The sequence below is a fragment of the Polynucleobacter necessarius genome (assembly GCF_900096755.1).
Lineage (GTDB): Bacteria > Pseudomonadota > Gammaproteobacteria > Burkholderiales > Burkholderiaceae > Polynucleobacter > Polynucleobacter necessarius_K.
The window spans coordinates 461,038-479,198 of record NZ_LT615227.1 but is presented as its reverse complement, the minus strand read 5'-3'; the positions used below and the strand labels follow the sequence as shown (position 1 = coordinate 479,198).

Sequence of the window (18,161 nt, the reverse complement as noted above, 5' to 3'; positions counted from 1 at the left end):
ATGACTCAAAACAGCTTTTCACCTTCTATGTCGGCAACTAAAGAGGCAACTCTCAAAAATGCGTTTGCTGCTGCTGTAGCGGTTGCTGACCCAAAAGTAATTGTTTCGCAATATTTAGCCAAGATATTTCCAAAGGGGCAGGAGCCTAAGGGTAGGTGCTTAGTAGTTGGTGCTGGCAAAGCAAGTGCCTCCATGGCTAGTGCTTTAGAGTCGTATGCGCAAGTGTATTGGCCGCATACTGAAATTAAGGGCATTGTTCTTACGCGTTATGGACATAACTCGCCCCAACCAGTCATATCAAAATTATTGAGGCTGGACATCCAGCGCCCGACCAGGCTGGTATGGATGGCGCCAAAGAAGTCCTGGCACTCACAAACCACTTGAAGCAAGGTGATGTGCTCATTGCCTTGGTATCTGGCGGCGGCTCTAGCTTATTGACCTTGCCATAAGAAGGTATTTCGATTGATGACATGCGCCAAACGACCGAAGCGCTGTTGCGTAGCGGTGCCCCCCAATTGAAGAAATGAACGTAGTTCGGAAACATCTATCTGCAATCTTGGGTGGTAACTTAGCCAGAGTGGCAATTACTCGTGGCGCACGAGTGGAGGCGCTATTAATTTCTGATGTAACTGGCGATTCGCCGGCAGATATTGCCAGTGGTCCATGCGCTGCTGATTACTCTACCTATTTAGATGCGCTCAATATTTTGCAAAAATATGACTTAGATGGATCTGCTGTTCCTGCATCAGTGCGCAATCATCTCAAGCAAGGTTTAGCTGGAGAAAAACCTGAGACTCTGAAAGATGTGGATTTGGTAAATGCTCAAGTAACTAATCATGTCATTGCAACTGCATATAAAAGTCTAGAGGCTGCCGCTGCTTATGTACGCACCCAGGGATATGAGCCAATTATTTTGGGTGACACGATTACTGGTGAGACACAAGAGGTTGGTGTCGAGCAGGCCACTTTAGTGCGTGACTATTTGACTAAAGGGATTGATAAACCGCGAGCCTTGATCTCCGGCGGTGAATGTACTGTGACTATTCCAGCTGGTGTTAAAGGACGCGGCGGTCGTTGCAGTGAATATTTACTCTCCCTATTTGCAGCCAGTTCTGATTTACCTAATATTGCTGCTTTGGCGGCCGATACCGATGGCATTGATGGCAGCGAAAAGAATGCAGGAGCTTGGTTTGATGCGACTATTCGTAAAGCCAGCCAGCCAGCCAGCCAGCAGATCGCGCGCCAGAAAATTTCTTATCGGCGCATGATTGCTACGGCTTCTTTGCAGAATTTGGCGCTTTGGTGGAAACTGGCCCTACACATTACCAATGTGAATGATTTTCGCATCATCTTGCTAGAAAAATAATATGTCCAATAGTCCAACTCAAATTCAACTGATACAGCCAGACGATTGGCATTTGCATATTCGTGATGGCGAAGTCATGAAGGATGTATTAGCCGACACAGCGCGACAATTCGCCCGCGCAATTATCATGCCCAATCTCAGGCCACCAGTGACAACTGTCGATTTAGCTAAGGCCTACCAAGCACGTATTGAATCGAATTTAAAGTCGTTGGGAGTAAGTAGTTTTACTCCTTTGATGACGCTGTACCTCACTGACAACACATCTGCGGATGAGGTTCGTAAGGCTAAGGCTGCAGGCATTGTAGGGTTTAAGTTGTATCCAGCGGGCGCAACTACAAATAGTGACGCTGGCGTTAGTGACCTGAAGCATTGCCATGCAGCTCTAGAGGCGATGCAAGCTGTCAGTATACCGCTCTTGGTGCATGGCGAGGTAACCAGCTCTGAGATTGATATTTTTGATCGCGAGGCTGTATTTATAGATACGGTGTTAGAGCCGTTACGTAAAAAATTTCCTGAACTCAAAATTGTCTTTGAGCACATCACCACTAAGCAGGCTGCCCACTTTGTTCGTGATGTGGTTACTGACGGAAAAAATTCCATAGCAGCCACGATTACTCCTCAGCATTTGCTGATGAACCGCAATGCGATTTTTGCTGGCGGTATTCGTCCGCATAATTATTGTTTGCCAGTACTCAAACGCGAAGAACATCGCGTTGCATTATTAGAGGTAGCCACTAGCGGAAGCCCTCGTTTCTTCCTGGGAACCGATAGCGCGCCTCATGCGAAAGGTGCTAAAGAGGCTGCTTGTGGTTGCGCGGGTTGTTACAGTGCATTTAACGCATTGGGTTTATATGCCGAAGCGTTTGAGAGTGTTGGCAAGCTTGATAAGTTAGAAGGTTTTGCTAGTTTCTTCGGCCCTGATTTTTATTCTCTGCCACGCAATAGCAAAACTATTACCTTGGCAAAGCAAGCTCAAAACATCCCCGCAGAATTGCCGTTAGGCGATGCCACTATTGTTCCGCTTCGTGCTGGCGAAACGATTGCTTGGTCACTCGTTTAAATACTCAAATCATTGCTTTCTTGGTCAAATTGTCCTGACTGCGTTAGACTGCAGGCGCAGAGTCAATTGGGCAATCGCCGCCTCTTTATTGAGGGGGAGGAAAGTCCGGACTCCATAGGGAAGGGTGATGTGGCTAACGGCCATCCACGGCGACGTGAGGAATAGGGCCACAGAGACGAGCGTATTTAGTTACGGTGAAACGCGGTAACCTCCACCTGGAGCAATCTCAAGTAAGCAGGCGATGAGGCGTCCCGCTGAGTCTGCGGGTAGGGAGCTTGAGCCGTCAGGTAACTGCCGGCCTAGAGGAATGATTGCCCCTAGATGCAAATCTAGGCGACAGAATCCGGCTTATCGATTGACTCTGCACTTATTCTGAAACGATTTCGACGCTGTAAGTCAGTTCTGCAGTTTTAGCCAACATAGTGGTTGCTGAGCAATACTTTTCATGAGAAAGCTTCACCGCGCGATCTACTTTTGCCTGGTCAAGATTTTTCCCTTTGACAATAAAGTGCAAATTGATCTTAGTGAAGACTTTGGGGTCTTCAGTACCCCGTTCGGCCTGAAGGACCACTTCGCAGCCATTAATGGCCTGGCGAGCCCTCTGTAGGATTAAAACCACATCAAATGCAGAGCAACCGCCTGCGCCGGCTAAAAGCAGCTCCATTGGCCTTGGGGCCAGGTTTCTTCCGCCCGCTTCAGGGGCTCCATCCATATTTACGAGGTGGCCACTGCCAGTTTCAGCTGAAAAAGCCATTCCGCCATTACCCAACCAAGATACTCGACAATCCATATTAGTGACCCCTAACTTACTAAATTAATCAATATTATCAATAGTTTACCAATATTTACAGCGCTTTGTTTGGTGATAAAAATAGCCAAAAAACATCAAAAAATCGATTTTAGTCAATTTTCTTGCGTTGCACCATATTGTTTGTGTAGAATAACTATATTGGTAGTCAGTCTTGTATTTGTATAAGACTGCGACTTACCTCCCAGTGTCTCCTCCACCCAAACATAGGTGGATTCCAACCCAGGACTCGTTCCTGGGTTTTTTTAGGTTACAATTCAAGGCTTTACTGAATTACCTAGCCGGTCAGCGGTAATTTGTTGTACCAGTTAAATTGCAGAATCTGCGAGCTTGCAAACATAAGCAGGGCCAAGGTGGATGTAGTTTGGTTGGGGTAATTTTTTTTGACCATAACAATTTGAGAAATCATGAAAACTTTTTCTGCAAAATCCCATGAGGTAGTGCATGAATGGTTCGTGATTGACGCTACGGACAAAGTCCTCGGTCGTGTCGCCAGTGAAGTGGCACTCCGTCTACGCGGCAAGCACAAGCCTGAATACACCCCACACGTTGATACTGGCGACTTTATTGTCGTTATCAATTCTTCTAAGCTCCGTGTCACAGGCACTAAAGGCTTGAACAAGATTTATTACCGTCACAGCGGATACCCAGGTGGTATTAGCTCGACTAACTTCGACAAGATGCAAGACCGTTTCCCAGGTCGCGCTTTGGAGAAGGCTGTGAAAGGTATGTTGCCAAAAGGCCCACTAGGCTATGCCATGATCAAGAAATTAAAAGTCTACGGCGACGCCAATCATCCGCATGCGGCTCAACAGCCAAAAGCGTTAGAGATTTAAGGAAACCAAATGGCTATTAATTACGGAAATTGGAATTACGGTACTGGTCGCCGCAAGAGTTCTGTTGCGCGCGTATTCATTAAATCTGGCAAAGGCGAAATCATTGTTAATGGTAAGCCTATCGATGTATATTTTGCTCGTGAAACATCACACATGATCGCTCGTCAGCCTTTGGCTCTCACAGCCCACTTAACAACCTTTGATATCAAAGTAAACGTTTCTGGTGGCGGTGAAACTGGCCAAGCTGGTGCGGTTCGTCACGGTGTTACTCGTGCATTGATCGACTACGACAACGCTTTGAAGCCAACCCTGTCTAAAGCAGGTTTGGTAACTCGCGATGCTCGTGAAGTTGAGCGTAAAAAAGTTGGTCTGCACGGCGCGCGTCGTCGTAAGCAGTTCAGCAAGCGCTAATTCTTTCAGTCGCTTAAGTTTTATCGAAAGGGTCGCGCAAGCGGCCCTTTTTGTTTCTACAATCTAGGTAATAAAGAAATAAAATTCATCTGTTGGTATTTTGGAGAATGGCATGATTAAAGTTGGCATCGTAGGTGGCACTGGTTATACCGGAGTGGAATTGCTACGTTTATTAGCGCAGCATCCCGAGGTAGAGCTCACTGCAATTACTTCTCGTACAGAAGCTGGCATGCCAGTGGCTGAGATGTTTCCATCGTTGCGTGGTCGCGTTGCTCTGAAATTTACGACGCCTGATGAAGCTAAGCTCAGCGAGTGCGATGCTGTGTTCTTTGCAACTCCGCATGGCGTTGCCATGGCACAAGCAAAAGAGTTGCTTGCTAATAATGTGAAGATTTTGGATCTTGCTGCTGACTTTCGTTTGAAAGACACTAAAGAGTTTGCAAAATGGTATGGCATGGAGCACGGCTGCCCAGAAATTTTGGCTGAAGCGGTTTATGGTTTGCCAGAGATCAACCGCGATGCAATTAAGAAGGCTCGCGTAGTTGGTTTGGCGGGTTGCTATCCAACTTCTGTGCAGCTTGGCCTCGCACCTTTGCTGTCACCAAAATCAACTGGCGGCAAGCATTTAATCGATGGTACGCACATCATCTCTGATTCCAAGTCAGGCACCTCTGGTGCTGGCCGTAAGGCCGAGATCGGCACCCTGCTGTCTGAGGCGAGTGACAACTTCAAAGCCTACAGCGTTAAAGGGCATCGTCATTTGCCGGAGATCGAGCAAGGCTTAAAAGCGATTGCTGGCCATGATCAGATTGGCCTGACCTTTGTGCCGCATTTAACGCCAATGATTAGAGGTATTCATTCGACTTTGTACGTTCGTTTGACTGACGCGGGTAAAGAGGTTGACTACCAAAAGCTTTACGAGAGTTTTTATAAAGATGAGCCGTTTGTCGATGTAATGCCAGCAGGTAGTCATCCTGAGACGCGTTCTGTACGGGGTAGCAATGGCATTCGGATTGCGATTCATCGTCCAGGCGGCGGCGACACTTTAGTTATTTTGGTGGTTGAAGACAATTTGGTGAAGGGTGCTTCAGGCCAAGGTGTGCAGTGCATGAACCTGATGTTTGGCTTGCCAGAGACTACAGGCCTTACCCAGATCGCTGTATCACCGTAATCAGGACGTAATGACCCTTCAGCAAACTGGACATTAAAAGCCTAAAATAGGACATTGCCTTTTGAATTAGGAGTAAATCATGACCGAATTAGCGACAAAACCTACTGAAGACTTGGCAGAGCCACCAACTCCATTGGTGTTCACGGATAGCGCTGCTGCAAAAGTAGCGGACTTGATTGCTGAAGAAGGTAATCCAGAGTTGAAGTTGCGTGTATTTGTTCAAGGCGGCGGCTGCTCAGGATTTCAGTATGGCTTCACATTTGATGATGCTGTGAATGAAGATGACACCCTCTTTGAAAAAAATGGCGTTACTTTATTGGTGGATTCAATGAGCTTCCAATATTTAGTTGGCGCTGAGATTGATTACAAAGAAGATATCAATGGCTCACAGTTTGTCATTAAGAATCCAAATGCTCAAACTACTTGTGGTTGTGGATCCTCTTTCTCTGCTTAAAGAGAGAAAGGTTTATCGACTTAAGCTGGATAGCAAGCGCCTAGAATTCTAGGACCCTTCGGCTCCCGTAACGGCTGGCAAATTTGCTGGCCGTTTTTCTTTGTGAGCCGCCCATGCAAGCCAAGCAAAAGCAAGACCTTCCACTAGCTGTGGATCAATGCCGGCAGAGTCGCTAGTAGTAATTTCTAAAGACTGCTTTAAAAAATGTTGTGCTTTGACTTTGAATAAATTCATCAAGGCAGTATTGCGAGCGCCGCCTCCACAGACAATCAGCTTCTGGGTTTGCGGGGCATGACGGGCTAAAGCTTCGAGGGCGGAGTGCGCTGTCAAATGTAGCAAGGTCGCTTGCACATCTTCGCAAAGATAATTTTCACCACCCAATTTTTCTTGCAGCCAATTCAGGTGAAAGTCGTCTCTACCGGTGCTCTTGGGAGGCGCTTTTGCAAAGAAAGAATCGGCCAGCATTTTTGTAAGCAATGCCTCATTAACTTTGCCTTGTAATGCCCAACGCCCATTCTCATCAAAAGCATTGCCTTGATGTTCGTGTATCTATGCATCCATCAGCATGTTTCCAGGGCCACAATCAAAGCCAGTGACTTTGCCAGTCTTGGGAAGTAGTGTGAGATTGGCAATTCCACCAATATTGAGAATGGCTAAATTTTTATCTTCTACAAATTGCTGTGCATGAAACGCGGGTACTAAAGGTGCGCCATGTCCACCGGCTGCTAAATCGCGACTTCTAAAATCGGCGATGACATCAATGCCAGTTTTTTCGGCTAAGAGGGCTGGGTTTAATGTCTGATGGGTGTAAGCCATATCGCCAAGATGCGGTTGATGGCGAATAGTTTGGCCGTGTGCACCGATAGCAGCAATATCTGAAGCTTGGAGTTTGGCCTTTTTCAGGAGCTGTTCAACGGCATCCGCATAAGCTAGGGCTAGCGCATTGCCTGCCTGCTTTTCGCGGTGGAGCTCGTTGGGGCCAGGACTTTGAAGCTCAAATAAGGCCTTGCGGAGCTCTGGTGAGAAAGCTGTGCTGATTGCCTCTAGAGCGGTTGCCTCCCCATTGCCACCAATCTTGGCTAGAACAGCATCTATCCCGTCCAGGCTAGTGCCGGACATGAGGCCGATATAGAGGGAATGGGGTTTGTTCATGTGGTTCTCAGGAATGCGACAATTATGCTTTAGCAATTTAACTACTAATTTAACTGAATCAGTAACCCGAATCAGCATGATGGCTAAACCAGAACAAAAATATCCTTTGACCCCAGAAGTCTTTGCGGCACTCGAGGCCACTAAACGTGGCTGCGATGAGCTATTGGTGGAGGCTGATTGGGTTCAGAAGTTGGCTCGTAGCCAGGCAACCAATACCTCGCTCAGAATTAAATTGGGTCTAGATCCTACGGCTCCAGATATTCATCTTGGTCATACGGTAGTTCTGAATAAATTGCGCCAGCTACAGGATTTGGGCCATACCGTTATTTTCTTGATTGGTGACTTCACCAGCATGATTGGTGATCCGTCCGGCCGCAATGCTACTCGCCCACCTTTGACTGCTGAAGAGATCGCCGTCAACGCTGAGACCTACTATCGTCAGGCAAGCATGGTGCTTGATCCTGCTAAAACTGAAGTGCGCTACAACAGTAAGTGGTGTGATCCCTTGGGTGCACGTGGCATGATTCAGTTGGCAGCGCGATATACCGTTGCGCAAATGTTAGAGCGCGATGACTTTACAAAACGCTACCGTAGTGGCGTACCCATTTCTGTACATGAGTTCTTGTATCCATTGATGCAAGGTTACGACTCTGTTGCACTCAAGAGCGATTTAGAGCTCGGCGGTACGGATCAAAAATTTAATCTCTTAGTTGGGCGTGAGCTCCAGCGTGAATATGGCCAAGAGCCTCAATGTATTTTGACAATGCCGCTGCTGGTTGGTTTAGATGGCGTGGACAAGATGAGCAAGTCAAAAGGCAATTACATTGGCATCAGCGAACCTGCTGGCGAGATGTTTGGCAAGCTTTTGAGCATCTCCGATGAATTGATGTGGGATTACTTCACATTGCTTTCATTTAGGCCAATGGCTGAAATTGATCTCATGAAACAAGAGGTTGCTGCCGGTCGTAATCCAAAGGACTGCAAAGTACTTCTCGCACAAGAAATCGTGGCGCGTTTTCACCCACAAGCGGCAGCTGAAAAAGCATTAGAAGACTTTAATCACCGCGCTAAAGGCGGCGTGCCGGATGACATTCCAGAGCTCAGTCTCTCTGGTGCACCAATGCAAATTGCTAGCCTTTTGAAGGCTGCAGGCTTAGCACCATCAACGTCTGAAGCTAATCGCAATATTGAGCAAAATGGTGCAAAGATTGACGGCGCAACAATTACTGATAAGCAGTTAAAGATTGAAGCTGGTACTTACGTCGTGCAAGTTGGCAAACGTAAGTTTGCGAAGGTGACGCTAGCTTAAATATCCAAGCTAGCACTGCCGCTAGGTGGCGTTAACCCAAAGTGCTCATAAGCTTGGCGAGTAGCCACTCGGCCACGTGAGGTTCTTTGTAGATAGCCCTGCTGAATCAAGTATGGCTCTAGAACATCTTCAATAGTGTCGCGCTCTTCGCCAATAGCTGCAGCCAAATTATCAATGCCCACTGGACCGCCATCAAATTTATGCAAGATGGCTTCTAGTAATTTTCGGTCCATAACATCAAAGCCACTTGGGTCTACATCTAGCATTTTGAGTGCTGCATCAGCCATGGCTTTGGTAATCGTGCCTGTGCCTTTGACTTCTGCATAGTCTCTTACGCGACGTAATAAGCGGTTGGCAATACGAGGAGTACCGCGCGCACGCTTCGCAATCTCAATAGATCCTTCTGGATCAATATTCGCCTTTAACAAGCTGGCAGAGCGGTTGATGATCTTAGTGAGCTCTTCCGTTGTATAGAACTCAAGTCTTGCCACAATGCCAAAGCGATCGCGCAATGGATTAGTGAGCATGCCGGCACGAGTAGTTGCACCAATCAGTGTGAAAGGTTTGAGATCAATTTTGACGCTGCGTGCTGCAGGGCCTTCGCCAATCATGATGTCTAGGCTGTAGTCTTCAAGTGCAGGGTACAGAATTTCTTCTACGACTGGAGAGAGGCGATGAATTTCATCAATAAATAGCACATCGTTTGCTTCTAGATTCGTGAGTAAAGCTGCGAGGTCACCAGGCCTATCTAAAACGGGTCCGCTGGTTTGACGCAGATTTACGCCAAGCTCTCTGGCGATGATGTGGGCAAGGGTTGTTTTACCAAGACCAGGAGGCCCAAATAGTAGGACGTGATCTAAGGCTTCTTGACGTGCTCTTGTGGCGCTAATAAAAATTTCTAATTGCGCTCTGGCTTTAGTTTGTCCAACGCACTCGTCGAGCTGCTTAGGTCGCAAGGCTCTTTCAAATACAGCCTCTGCGTTTCCGGCAGCGCCGCTCACAATGCGGTCGTTACCTTCCGGGATATCTTCAGGAATTGAGCTTAGATCGTCGGTATGAATTGCCATGCTACAAGTGTAGTGCTTATTGAGAATTGCTTCTATCTAAGATCAGGCTTTAGATAAGTACTTCAAACCCATACGAATGCCATCAGAAACACTGGTATCTGGTGGGATTTGTTTGAGTGCCAATAACGCCTCTTTTTCTGAGTAGCCCAGCGCCAGGAGCGCTTGTAATACTTCGCTGCTCGCTTCAATTGCTTGTGGCTTGCCGCCAGTAATGCCAAGGTCTGGAGCTAGCTTGCCTTTAAGTTCTAGGCAAAGGCGCTCAGCAGTTTTCTTGCCTATGCCTGGAACTTGAGTTAGTCGACCAGCCTCTTGGAGCGCAATTGCTTGGGCTAATTCATTAACGCCCATACCAGAGAGGACTGCTAGTGCCGTACGGGAGCCAACACCACTAATTTTTATGAGTTGTCTAAATGCTTCACGTTCAGTTTCAGTGGCAAAGCCAAAAAGTTGCTGCGCATCTTCACGAACTTGAAAGTGTGTAAGAAGCGTAATTTTTTCGCCAGTCGAAGGCAATTGATACAAAGTGCTCATCGGCACATCTACCTCATAGCCAATGCCATGACAATCAACCAGGAGTCGAGGAGGGTGAACGGAAACGAGAGTACCTTGTATGCGACCAATCATGTAGAGATCTTAACCTGTGATGTGTATTTTTACTTAGTGCGTTTCTTGGGGTTTAAGGCCGCGGTGGCAGCAGTAATCGCTTTTGGTATTTGCGCATGATGGGCTGCACAGATAGCAACGCCCAGCGCATCTGAGGCATCGGTTCCTGGTGCGCGATTCAGCCTGAGAAGGCGTTTCACCATTTCCTGAACCTGTGGCTTAGCCGCGCGACCAGTACCTACGATTGCTTGTTTGACTCTCAAGGCGCTGTACTCGGCTACAGGAAGTTTTTGAGAAACTAGGGTGGCAATCACTGCTCCTCTGGCTTGTCCTAGCATCAGGGTAGATCGAGGATTCACATTTAAGAAGACTTCCTCAATCGCAGCAGACTCTGGATGATAGGTATCCAGAACTTCTTTCACGCCAGCGTAGAGGGCCCCTAATCGCTCTGGTAGCCCTTTTGCTGGATCACCGCTTTCAATCGTGCCTGAGGCAACGTAGGTCAGTTTTTGGCCGTCAACGTCAATGACGCCAAAACCGGTAGTACGAAGACCTGGGTCGATTCCTATCCAGCGCATGTTGATTGAGCTTGCTTAGTGACGGAAGAGGCGGGTGCCAGTAAAGATCATGGCAATGCCGTGCTCATCAGCTGCCGCAATGATTTCATCATCACGCATGCTGCCACCCGGTTGAATTGCGCAACTTGCGCCACCATTGACAACTACATCTAGGCCATCGCGGAATGGGAAGAACGCATCGCTTGCCACCGCAGAGCCTTTCAGGCTAAGACCAGCATTCTCTGCCTTGATGCTAGCCATGCGGGCAGAGTCCACGCGACTCATTTGGCCTGCACCAATTCCGAGTGTCATGCCATTTGCGCAATATACGATTGCATTAGACTTCACAAACTTAGCAACGCGCCATGCAAACATCATGTCGTGCATCTCGCTTGGGGTTGGCAAGCGTTTGCTCACAACACGCATTTCATTTTCAAGAACATTCTTCGCATCAGGGGATTGCACAAGCAAGCCACCACCTACGCGTTTGAAATCAAATGTATTAAACGCAGTACCTAGTGGGATTTCCAAAAGACGAACATTTTGTTTGGCAGCAAAAATTGCTTTTGCTTCATCGCTAAAGCCAGGGGCAATTAATACTTCCACAAACTGTTTGGAGATGGCTTCAGCTGCAGCGCCATCACATGGAACGTTAAATGCAATGATGCCGCCAAAGGCAGAGCTTGGGTCGGTTTTAAATGCTTTTTGGTAGGCTTCAGGCGCTGTCGCACCAACGGCTACACCGCAAGGATTGGCGTGTTTGATGATGACGCACGCAGCAGCGCCGCCAGCATTGCCGGTAAAGCTCTTGACACATTCCCAGGCTGAATCAGCATCGGCAATATTGTTATAGGAAAGTTCTTTGCCCTGCAATTGCTTGTAGTTTGCAAGCGCACCATCTACAGGATAAATATCTTTGTAGAAAGCAGCAGACTGATGTGGGTTCTCTCCATAACGCATCTCTTGTACCTTTTCAAAGGCAAGATGCAGGGTTTCTGGATGGGCAGAGCGAGCCTTATGATCTAAGTCATCACCCAACGCTGAGAGATAGTTGGCGATTGCACCATCATATTGGGCGGTATGAGCAAATACTTTTTTAGCTAAAGCTAAATTGGTCTTGTATGAAACAACATTCTTATTGGATTTCATTTCAGCCAAGACTGGGGCGTAATCTTCGGGTGAAATCAGTACGGTAACGTCTTGATGATTCTTGGCGGCAGCGCGCAACATGGCTGGACCGCCGATATCAATATTTTCAACCGCATCTTCAAATGAGCAGTTTTCCTTGGCAACAGTCTCATTAAATGGATACAGATTAATTACCAGCATGTCGATTGTGTCGATGCCGTGCTCTTTAAGCGCCGCCATATGTTCCGGGAAGCCTCTGCGCGCTAGTAGACCGCCATGCACCATGGGGTGGAGCGTTTTAACGCGGCCATCAAGCATTTCTGGAAATTTAGTCAGGGACGAAACTTCTACAACAGGCAAATTGTTCCCAGCCAAGAGCTTTGCGGTGCCTCCGGTTGAAATTAGCTTGATACCTTGATCATGAAGGGCTTTAGCAAAAGGCACGATGCCATTTTTATCGGAGACAGAGAGAAGGGCTGTACGGATCATATTTTTCGGAGGGTTTAATTAAAAATTACGTTAAAGACTGTTGATTCTTATTTCAGTAGCTGATGTTCAACTAACTTCTTATGAAGGGTATTGCGATTAATACCGAGGTATTGAGCTGCTAGGGACTGGTTGTGTTTGGCATGTTGCATCACTAACTCCAGCATCGGCTTTTCTACAACAGCCAATACCATTTGATAGATATCAGTAGGTGCCGTTCCTTTAAGGTCATTTAGGTAACCTTGTAATTGGGTTTCAATACATTCAGTAATTGGGTGCTTATTGGTCATAACAATCTATCAATACAAAAACAAATATAAAAAAAAATAATTAAGCAGCTTCTAAAAACAGCAAACGGTCAGAATGAGATTTCATCTCATCAAAATAATCATTCACCATTTGTAGTTGCGTTTTGCAATCATCAGCAGTATTCATGCGCTGGCGGAAAGCATGTGAGTCACGTAAGCCCTTGCAATACCAGCCAATGTGTTTACGTGCGGTGCGAAGGCCAATGTGCTCGCCGTAAAACTCATAGTGATCCAGAAGGTGAGCATTCATGATGGCCTGGATCTCATTGATCTCCGGGGTCGGAAGCTTGCCACCAGTTTCTAGGTAATGATTGATTTCTCGAAAAATCCAAGGGCGTCCTTGTGCGGCTCGACCAATCATGATGGCGTCTGCACCGGTGACCTTTAAAACTTGCTCTGCTTTTTCAGGGCTATTGATGTCGCCATTAGCCACCACCGGTATGCCCACACTATTTTTAACGGCGGTAATCGTTTCGTATTCTGCTTCGCCGTGATACAGGTCTGCTCTAGTGCGGCCGTGAACAGTCAACATGGAGATGCCACTTTTTTCAGCCAAGCGCGCAATCTCAATTGCATTTTTATGTTCACGATCCCAACCGGTACGAATCTTCAAAGTGACTGGCACTGCGTCTGGGCCAACTCCAACAGCATTAACGACCGCCTCCAAAATTTGTTGAACCAAAGGTTCGTCACGTAATAACGCAGAGCCTGCAGCAACATTACAAACTTTTTTTGCGGGACAGCCCATGTTGATATCAATAATTTGGGCGCCATGATCTACGTTGATTTTTGCAGCCGCCGCCATCATGGCAGGATCGGCGCCTGCAATTTGTACGGCGATCGGTTTGAATTCGCCAACGTGATTTGCGCGACGTTGCGTTTTTTCGCTTTTCCAAAGCAGGGCATTAGAGGCCACCATTTCAGAGACGGCATAGCCAGCACCTAATTTTTTGCAAAGCTGTCTAAAAGGACGATCAGTTACCCCGGCCATAGGGGCCACAAAAAGCTTGTTTGCGAGTAAGTGAGGACCAATATTCATCTAAAAAGGCTTGGGAATTGAGAAATTCGCTATTGCAGTGTCGGCTTGGGCCGAAAGCATGACACTTTAGCACAATCAACCCTAAATCTGCCTATTTTTTAGGCAGATTGCTTGTTTTAGATCAAATGCGGAGAGCTTGGATTTTGAGGGCGATTTAAGCCCTTTAGCGCCTGCCAAACATCATCTGGCGGGCTAAGGCTGTCTTGACTGACGGAACCCACTGAAGGGCCGATAAAGCTAGTCCGCGAGCGAGCACAATCGGGGCTAGATTGGATGTAAATACTCTGGCCATAAAGTCTGTCAGCCCAATGGTGGTTGTTCTATCAGCTTTGCGACTTTGGGCATAGCTTTGGAGAGCGTTTTGGATTTCGATGGGAGATTGCTCAGATCCAGAAAATGCCCCAACCAATTTTTCTGACAAAAGGTAGGCATCACGCAGACCCAAGTTAAGGCCTTGTCCTGCTACAGGGTGCAGAGTTTGCGCAGCATTACCAATCCAAACTTCATTATCTTTGGTGATTTCTTTACGGTAGTTCAGACCCAGTTCGTATAAGCGACGATCTTGAATCTTTAAAAAGCGTCCAATGCGTGAACCAAATTCATTTTGTAATGCATCTAAAAAATCTGCATCACTCAGTTGTAAGCGGTGTTGTGATGAAGCGGGCGAACCACACCAAACGAGATTCAGAATGTTAGAACCATAGTGACTTGGCAGAACTGCTAGAGGGCCCTCTGATGTAAAACGCTCCCAGGCTTGGTGGGGCGCTGCATTTTCTACTTCTACTAGGCCAACTAAAGCAGATTGGCCATAATCACGACCAGATTCCACCCAATCTTGCTTCTTAAACAATCCACCCTCAGCATGCACAATGCATTTAGCCTGAATAGTATTTTCTTCCGCGCCATCACTAATATGCCGCCAAACGAAGTTTTTACTTATTGTTTGAATTCCCCTAAGAGCTTGGCGAAGCGTGACATGGATATCGCGATAGCGAATGATGTGCCCTAGAGCATCTTGCTTAAGTTCTTCACGTGTCATTAGTGCGCGGCCAAAGCGCCCAGCTTGAGAAACATGTACTTGATGAATTTGTGCAGACTCTTTTGGCCAGGCATGAATGGTGTCGAGTAACAGCTTGCTACCATGTGAGAGGGCGATACCACGACTGTCTGAGTTTGCTAGATCTTCATCGCTTACCGGGTTGCGATCAAGCAATGTGATCCTGGCATCCGGAAATTTTTGTAATGTCCAGGCGGCACAGGCCAACCCTACTGGACCGCCGCCTTGAATCAAAATGTCGCAATTAGATGAGCTCATTTTTTAGTCAGCTCTACGAGTTTTTCATGAGCGCTTCAATCTCATCCGATTTGACCGGTACGCCACGCGAAATCAATTCGCATCCAGAGTCATTAATTACGGCGTCATCCTCAATGCGAATCCCAATGTTCCAGAAGGCCTCATCAATGTCGTCCGCGGGTCTGACATATAAACCCGGCTCAATTGTGATGACCATGCCGCTTTTCAGGATGCGCCAGGGCTTTTCTGTGTTGGATGTGTCTTGTGATGTCTCGCGATACGAGCCAACATCGTGAACATCCATGCCGAGCCAATGTGAGGTGCGATGCATGTAGAAACGGCGGTAAGCTGCTGTTTCAATGGCGTTATCCAAAGAGCCTAATTCAGAGAGCTTAAGCAACTTTTCATCTAATAATCCCTGAGTGAGAGCTTTGAGCGCCGCCTCATGAGGTTGCATGAAAGTGTTGCCTACTTTGGTTGCTGCAATAGCAGCTTCTTGCGCTGCTAGCGTGATGTCATATAAAGCGCGTTGTGGTCCGGTAAATTTTCCATTCACTGGAAATGTGCGGGTGATATCTGAAGCATAGCCATCCAACTCACAACCGGCATCAATTAAACATAGCTCACCACTGCGCAATTCAGTTGCACCAGCACGATAGTGGAGGATGCAAGAGTTCTCGCCGCCCGCAACAATGCTGTTATATGCAACACTTTGTGCACCACTATTGCGGAACTCATGGAGTAATTCTGCTTCGAGTTGATATTCACGCATGCCAGGCTTACAAATTTGCATTGCTCGGATATGGGCGCGTGCAGAGATGGCTGCAGCACGACGCATAATGTCGATTTCGTGAGCGTCCTTAAACAAACGCATTTCATGAATTAGCGCTTCAACATCATGAAATTCTGAAGGCGGGTTTACTCCGGAGCGGGCTTGACTGCGAACTTGTTTCATCCAATGGCGTAAGCGCCTATCGGCTTCAGCGCTTTCTGACAGGCGTACGTAGACTGCATCTTCATCAGCCAATAGTTCGCCAAGTTTTTGATCGAGTTCTTGATTGCTGCGTGCAAATTCAAGGCCTAAAACTTTTGGGGCCGCCTCAGGACCAAGGCGTATGCCATCCCAAATTTCTCGTTCAAGATCTTTAGGTCTGCAAAATAAATGAGATTGAAGTTGAATATTTCCTGCGCTGCCATCAACCTTCATGACAAGCGTTGCGCCAGGCTCTTCAAAGCCCGTTAAGTAGAAAAAATCACTATCATGACGATAGGGAAATTCGCTATCGCGGTTGCGGGCAAGTTCTGGTGCTGTCGAGATCACAGCAATGCCCCCGCCAGTTTTGGCAAGCATCTGTTTTGCTAGGGCAATTCTACGAAGCTGATAAATATCGTTTTTATTCATATGCTGCATTGAGCTCTTGTAAGCGTTGTGGCGTACCTACATCGTGCCATGGGCCGATATATTTTTCACCAGACACTTTATTTTGCTCCATTGCAGTTTGCAATAAAGGGGCGAGCTTAGCTGGAGCCCCATATTCCAGGCCCTTAAATAAGTCTTTGTGATAAATGCCAATTCCTGAGAATGTGAGCTTTTCAGCATTGGGCGCTGCTGAATTCTTTACGGACGAGCCCTGGAGGTAGAAATCTCCCTCGGGGTGCTGGACGGGGTTGGGGACCATCAGCAGGTGGGCCAAAGGCTGATGACTATCCAAACCCATCTTGGTGGCAGCATCCAAGAGCTGGGAAATTGGCAGGTTTGGACTAAATACATCCCCATTGATTACTAAAAAGTAATCCCCTGGATTCAGGATGGGAAGCGCTTGGCGTATTCCGCCAGCAGTTTCTAAAGCCGTTTCTTCGGGGGAGTATTTGATGTGTAGGTTAAATTGGCTTCCATCATCCAAGGCCTTCTCAATTTTTTTACCCAACCAAGCGTGGTTGATAACGATGTTTTGAATTCCAGCTTTCGCTAATGCTTCTATATGCCATTGCAATAGAGACTTATTTTGGATTGTTAAGAGGGGCTTTGGTAGATCATCTGTAAGAGGACGCATGCGTTCACCTCTACCTGCAGCAAGCAGAAAACAGGGAATCAGCATGCTCTTATTCATGAGCGAGTGGCCTCTAAAATTCGTGCCAAAGGTTTCAATTCAATATAGCGGTGGGCGCAGGCAATGGCATATTCAAGAACCAAAGGGATATCTTTGAGGTAACCATCTTTTCCATCACGATGAAATAGTCTTGCAAAAATACCAAGAACCTTCAGGTGGCGCTGGAGACCCATCCATTCAAAATCACGGTAGAACTGACCAAAGTCATTAGGCATGGGAAGCCCAGCCTTGCGACCTTCTTCCCAAAACTTAATTACCCAGTCGATTACGCGCTCCTCAGGCCAGGCAATGTAAGCATCGCGCCAGAGCGAAGCGGCATCATAGGTAATGGGGCCGTAGACAGCATCTTGGAAATCAATGACGCCCGGATTATTTTTTTCAGTCACCATCAAATTGCGCGAATGGTAGTCGCGATGCACATAGACTTTTGCTTGGGCTAAATTATTTTCAATGATGAGCTCAAAAGATTTTTTAACTGCTCATCTTGCAAATCATTCAATTGAATATTGAGATGTTTCTTTAAATACCACTCTGGAAATAAATCCAATTCACGTTGCAGGAGTGCTTCATCATAGTTTGGAAGCACATTAGGTTTGCTAGCAAGTTGCATTTGTACCAATGCATGTGCCGCATCTTTGTAAAGATGATCTGCACTCTCGTTCTTGAGCTCTGCAAGGTATGTTTTATTGCCAAGATCGTTTAATAAAAGGAAGCCATTAACGAGGTCTTGCTCAAGAATTTTGGGGACATTTAGGCCTGCCTCTGAGAACAATAAATCGACCTGAATGAAGGCATCTAAAGGCTCATGTTGCGGAGGGGCATCCATGATGGTTAAGGTTGGAAAATCTGCCTTTTTGGACTCAATCCGGAAATACCGCCGAAAGCTGGCATCTGCTGATGCGGGGGTCAGAGTGTCGAGATCTAATTGCCAGTTAGCTTGTAGGCCTTTTAGCCAGCTGCGAAGGGTATTTAAGCGAGAGTCAGTCATGGTCGATTCGTAT

The 18,161-nt window shown here is 47.0% G+C and carries 16 protein-coding genes, 1 other RNA gene and 3 pseudogenes; 8 read left to right on the top strand and 12 right to left on the bottom strand.

Annotated features, from left to right (window positions below):
* The 3 genes and pseudogenes from DXE27_RS10375 to rnpB all read left to right on the top strand — a co-directional run bounded on the left by DXE27_RS10375 (position 1) and on the right by rnpB (position 2,793).
* Positions 1-1,366, top strand: a pseudogene (locus tag DXE27_RS10375) (glycerate kinase type-2 family protein).
* A 1-nt stretch (position 1,367) separates the two neighbouring features.
* Positions 1,368-2,426: a dihydroorotase gene (gene pyrC / locus DXE27_RS02435; protein WP_128112763.1), complete on the top strand. Its 1,059-nt coding sequence runs from the start codon at positions 1,368-1,370 to the stop codon at positions 2,424-2,426.
* 58 nt (positions 2,427-2,484) lie between these two features.
* Positions 2,485-2,793, top strand: an RNA gene (gene rnpB / locus DXE27_RS02430) — RNase P RNA component class A.
* On the opposite strand, the gene DXE27_RS02425 is transcribed toward rnpB, so the two are convergent.
* Positions 2,794-3,216, bottom strand: a complete 423-nt coding sequence (locus tag DXE27_RS02425) for an OsmC family protein (RefSeq protein WP_128112762.1) — start codon at positions 3,214-3,216, stop codon at positions 2,794-2,796.
* Positions 3,217-3,641: 425 nt separating this feature from the next.
* Here DXE27_RS02425 and rplM point away from each other — a divergent pair, with 425 nt between their 5' ends.
* The 4 genes from rplM (at position 3,642) to erpA (ending at position 6,106) form a co-directional block, all read left to right on the top strand.
* Positions 3,642-4,070, top strand: a complete 429-nt coding sequence (gene rplM, locus DXE27_RS02420; RefSeq protein WP_011903721.1) for a 50S ribosomal protein L13 — start codon at positions 3,642-3,644, stop codon at positions 4,068-4,070.
* A 9-nt stretch (positions 4,071-4,079) separates the two neighbouring features.
* Positions 4,080-4,481 (top strand): 30S ribosomal protein S9, encoded by a 402-nt coding sequence (gene rpsI / locus DXE27_RS02415; RefSeq protein ID WP_128112761.1) that lies wholly within the window; start codon positions 4,080-4,082, stop codon positions 4,479-4,481.
* Between the two features lie 112 nt (positions 4,482-4,593).
* On the top strand, positions 4,594-5,652 hold the full coding sequence (argC, locus tag DXE27_RS02410; RefSeq protein WP_128112760.1) for an N-acetyl-gamma-glutamyl-phosphate reductase: 1,059 nt from the start codon (positions 4,594-4,596) through the stop codon (positions 5,650-5,652).
* 79 nt (positions 5,653-5,731) lie between these two features.
* A complete protein-coding gene (gene erpA, locus DXE27_RS02405; protein WP_128112759.1) occupies positions 5,732-6,106 on the top strand; it encodes an iron-sulfur cluster insertion protein ErpA in 375 nt (124 codons plus the stop codon).
* Between the two features lie 20 nt (positions 6,107-6,126).
* Here erpA and DXE27_RS02400 read toward each other — a convergent pair.
* A pseudogene (locus tag DXE27_RS02400) lies at positions 6,127-7,258 on the bottom strand (anhydro-N-acetylmuramic acid kinase).
* 76 nt (positions 7,259-7,334) lie between these two features.
* Between DXE27_RS02400 and tyrS the strand changes: the two are divergent.
* Positions 7,335-8,567 (top strand): tyrosine--tRNA ligase, encoded by a 1,233-nt coding sequence (tyrS, locus tag DXE27_RS02395; protein ID WP_128113680.1) that lies wholly within the window; start codon positions 7,335-7,337, stop codon positions 8,565-8,567.
* Here tyrS and ruvB read toward each other — a convergent pair.
* From ruvB to DXE27_RS02345, 10 genes and pseudogenes are all read right to left on the bottom strand, one after another.
* A complete protein-coding gene (gene ruvB / locus DXE27_RS02390) occupies positions 8,564-9,634 on the bottom strand; it encodes a Holliday junction branch migration DNA helicase RuvB (RefSeq protein ID WP_128112758.1) in 1,071 nt (356 codons plus the stop codon). The genes tyrS and ruvB overlap by 4 nt on opposite strands.
* 42 nt (positions 9,635-9,676) lie before the next feature.
* The gene (gene ruvA, locus DXE27_RS02385; protein ID WP_128112757.1) at positions 9,677-10,258 is read right to left on the bottom strand and encodes a Holliday junction branch migration protein RuvA; all 582 of its coding nucleotides are present in this window, start codon (positions 10,256-10,258) and stop codon (positions 9,677-9,679) included.
* A 29-nt stretch (positions 10,259-10,287) separates the two neighbouring features.
* Positions 10,288-10,815: a crossover junction endodeoxyribonuclease RuvC gene (ruvC, locus tag DXE27_RS02380; protein ID WP_128112756.1), complete on the bottom strand. Its 528-nt coding sequence runs from the start codon at positions 10,813-10,815 to the stop codon at positions 10,288-10,290.
* Positions 10,816-10,830: 15 nt separating this feature from the next.
* Positions 10,831-12,411, bottom strand: a complete 1,581-nt coding sequence (gene purH / locus DXE27_RS02375; RefSeq protein WP_128112755.1) for a bifunctional phosphoribosylaminoimidazolecarboxamide formyltransferase/IMP cyclohydrolase — start codon at positions 12,409-12,411, stop codon at positions 10,831-10,833.
* Positions 12,412-12,458: 47 nt separating this feature from the next.
* On the bottom strand, positions 12,459-12,698 hold the full coding sequence (locus DXE27_RS02370) for a helix-turn-helix domain-containing protein (RefSeq protein ID WP_128112754.1): 240 nt from the start codon (positions 12,696-12,698) through the stop codon (positions 12,459-12,461).
* Between the two features lie 40 nt (positions 12,699-12,738).
* A complete protein-coding gene (dusB, locus tag DXE27_RS02365; RefSeq protein WP_128112753.1) occupies positions 12,739-13,755 on the bottom strand; it encodes a tRNA dihydrouridine synthase DusB in 1,017 nt (338 codons plus the stop codon).
* A 163-nt stretch (positions 13,756-13,918) separates the two neighbouring features.
* A complete protein-coding gene (locus tag DXE27_RS02360) occupies positions 13,919-15,070 on the bottom strand; it encodes an FAD-dependent monooxygenase (RefSeq protein WP_128112752.1) in 1,152 nt (383 codons plus the stop codon).
* Positions 15,071-15,083: 13 nt separating this feature from the next.
* Positions 15,084-16,451, bottom strand: a complete 1,368-nt coding sequence (locus DXE27_RS02355) for an aminopeptidase P N-terminal domain-containing protein (protein ID WP_128112751.1) — start codon at positions 16,449-16,451, stop codon at positions 15,084-15,086.
* Entirely contained in the window at positions 16,444-17,160 is a 717-nt protein-coding gene (murU, locus tag DXE27_RS02350; protein ID WP_128112750.1) for an N-acetylmuramate alpha-1-phosphate uridylyltransferase MurU, read from the bottom strand. Before murU ends, DXE27_RS02355 begins: the two co-directional genes overlap by 8 nt.
* Positions 17,157-18,148, bottom strand: a pseudogene (locus DXE27_RS02345) (aminoglycoside phosphotransferase family protein). The gene murU and the pseudogene DXE27_RS02345 overlap by 4 nt, the downstream one beginning before the upstream one ends.
* Positions 18,149-18,161: the final 13 nt, after the last annotated feature.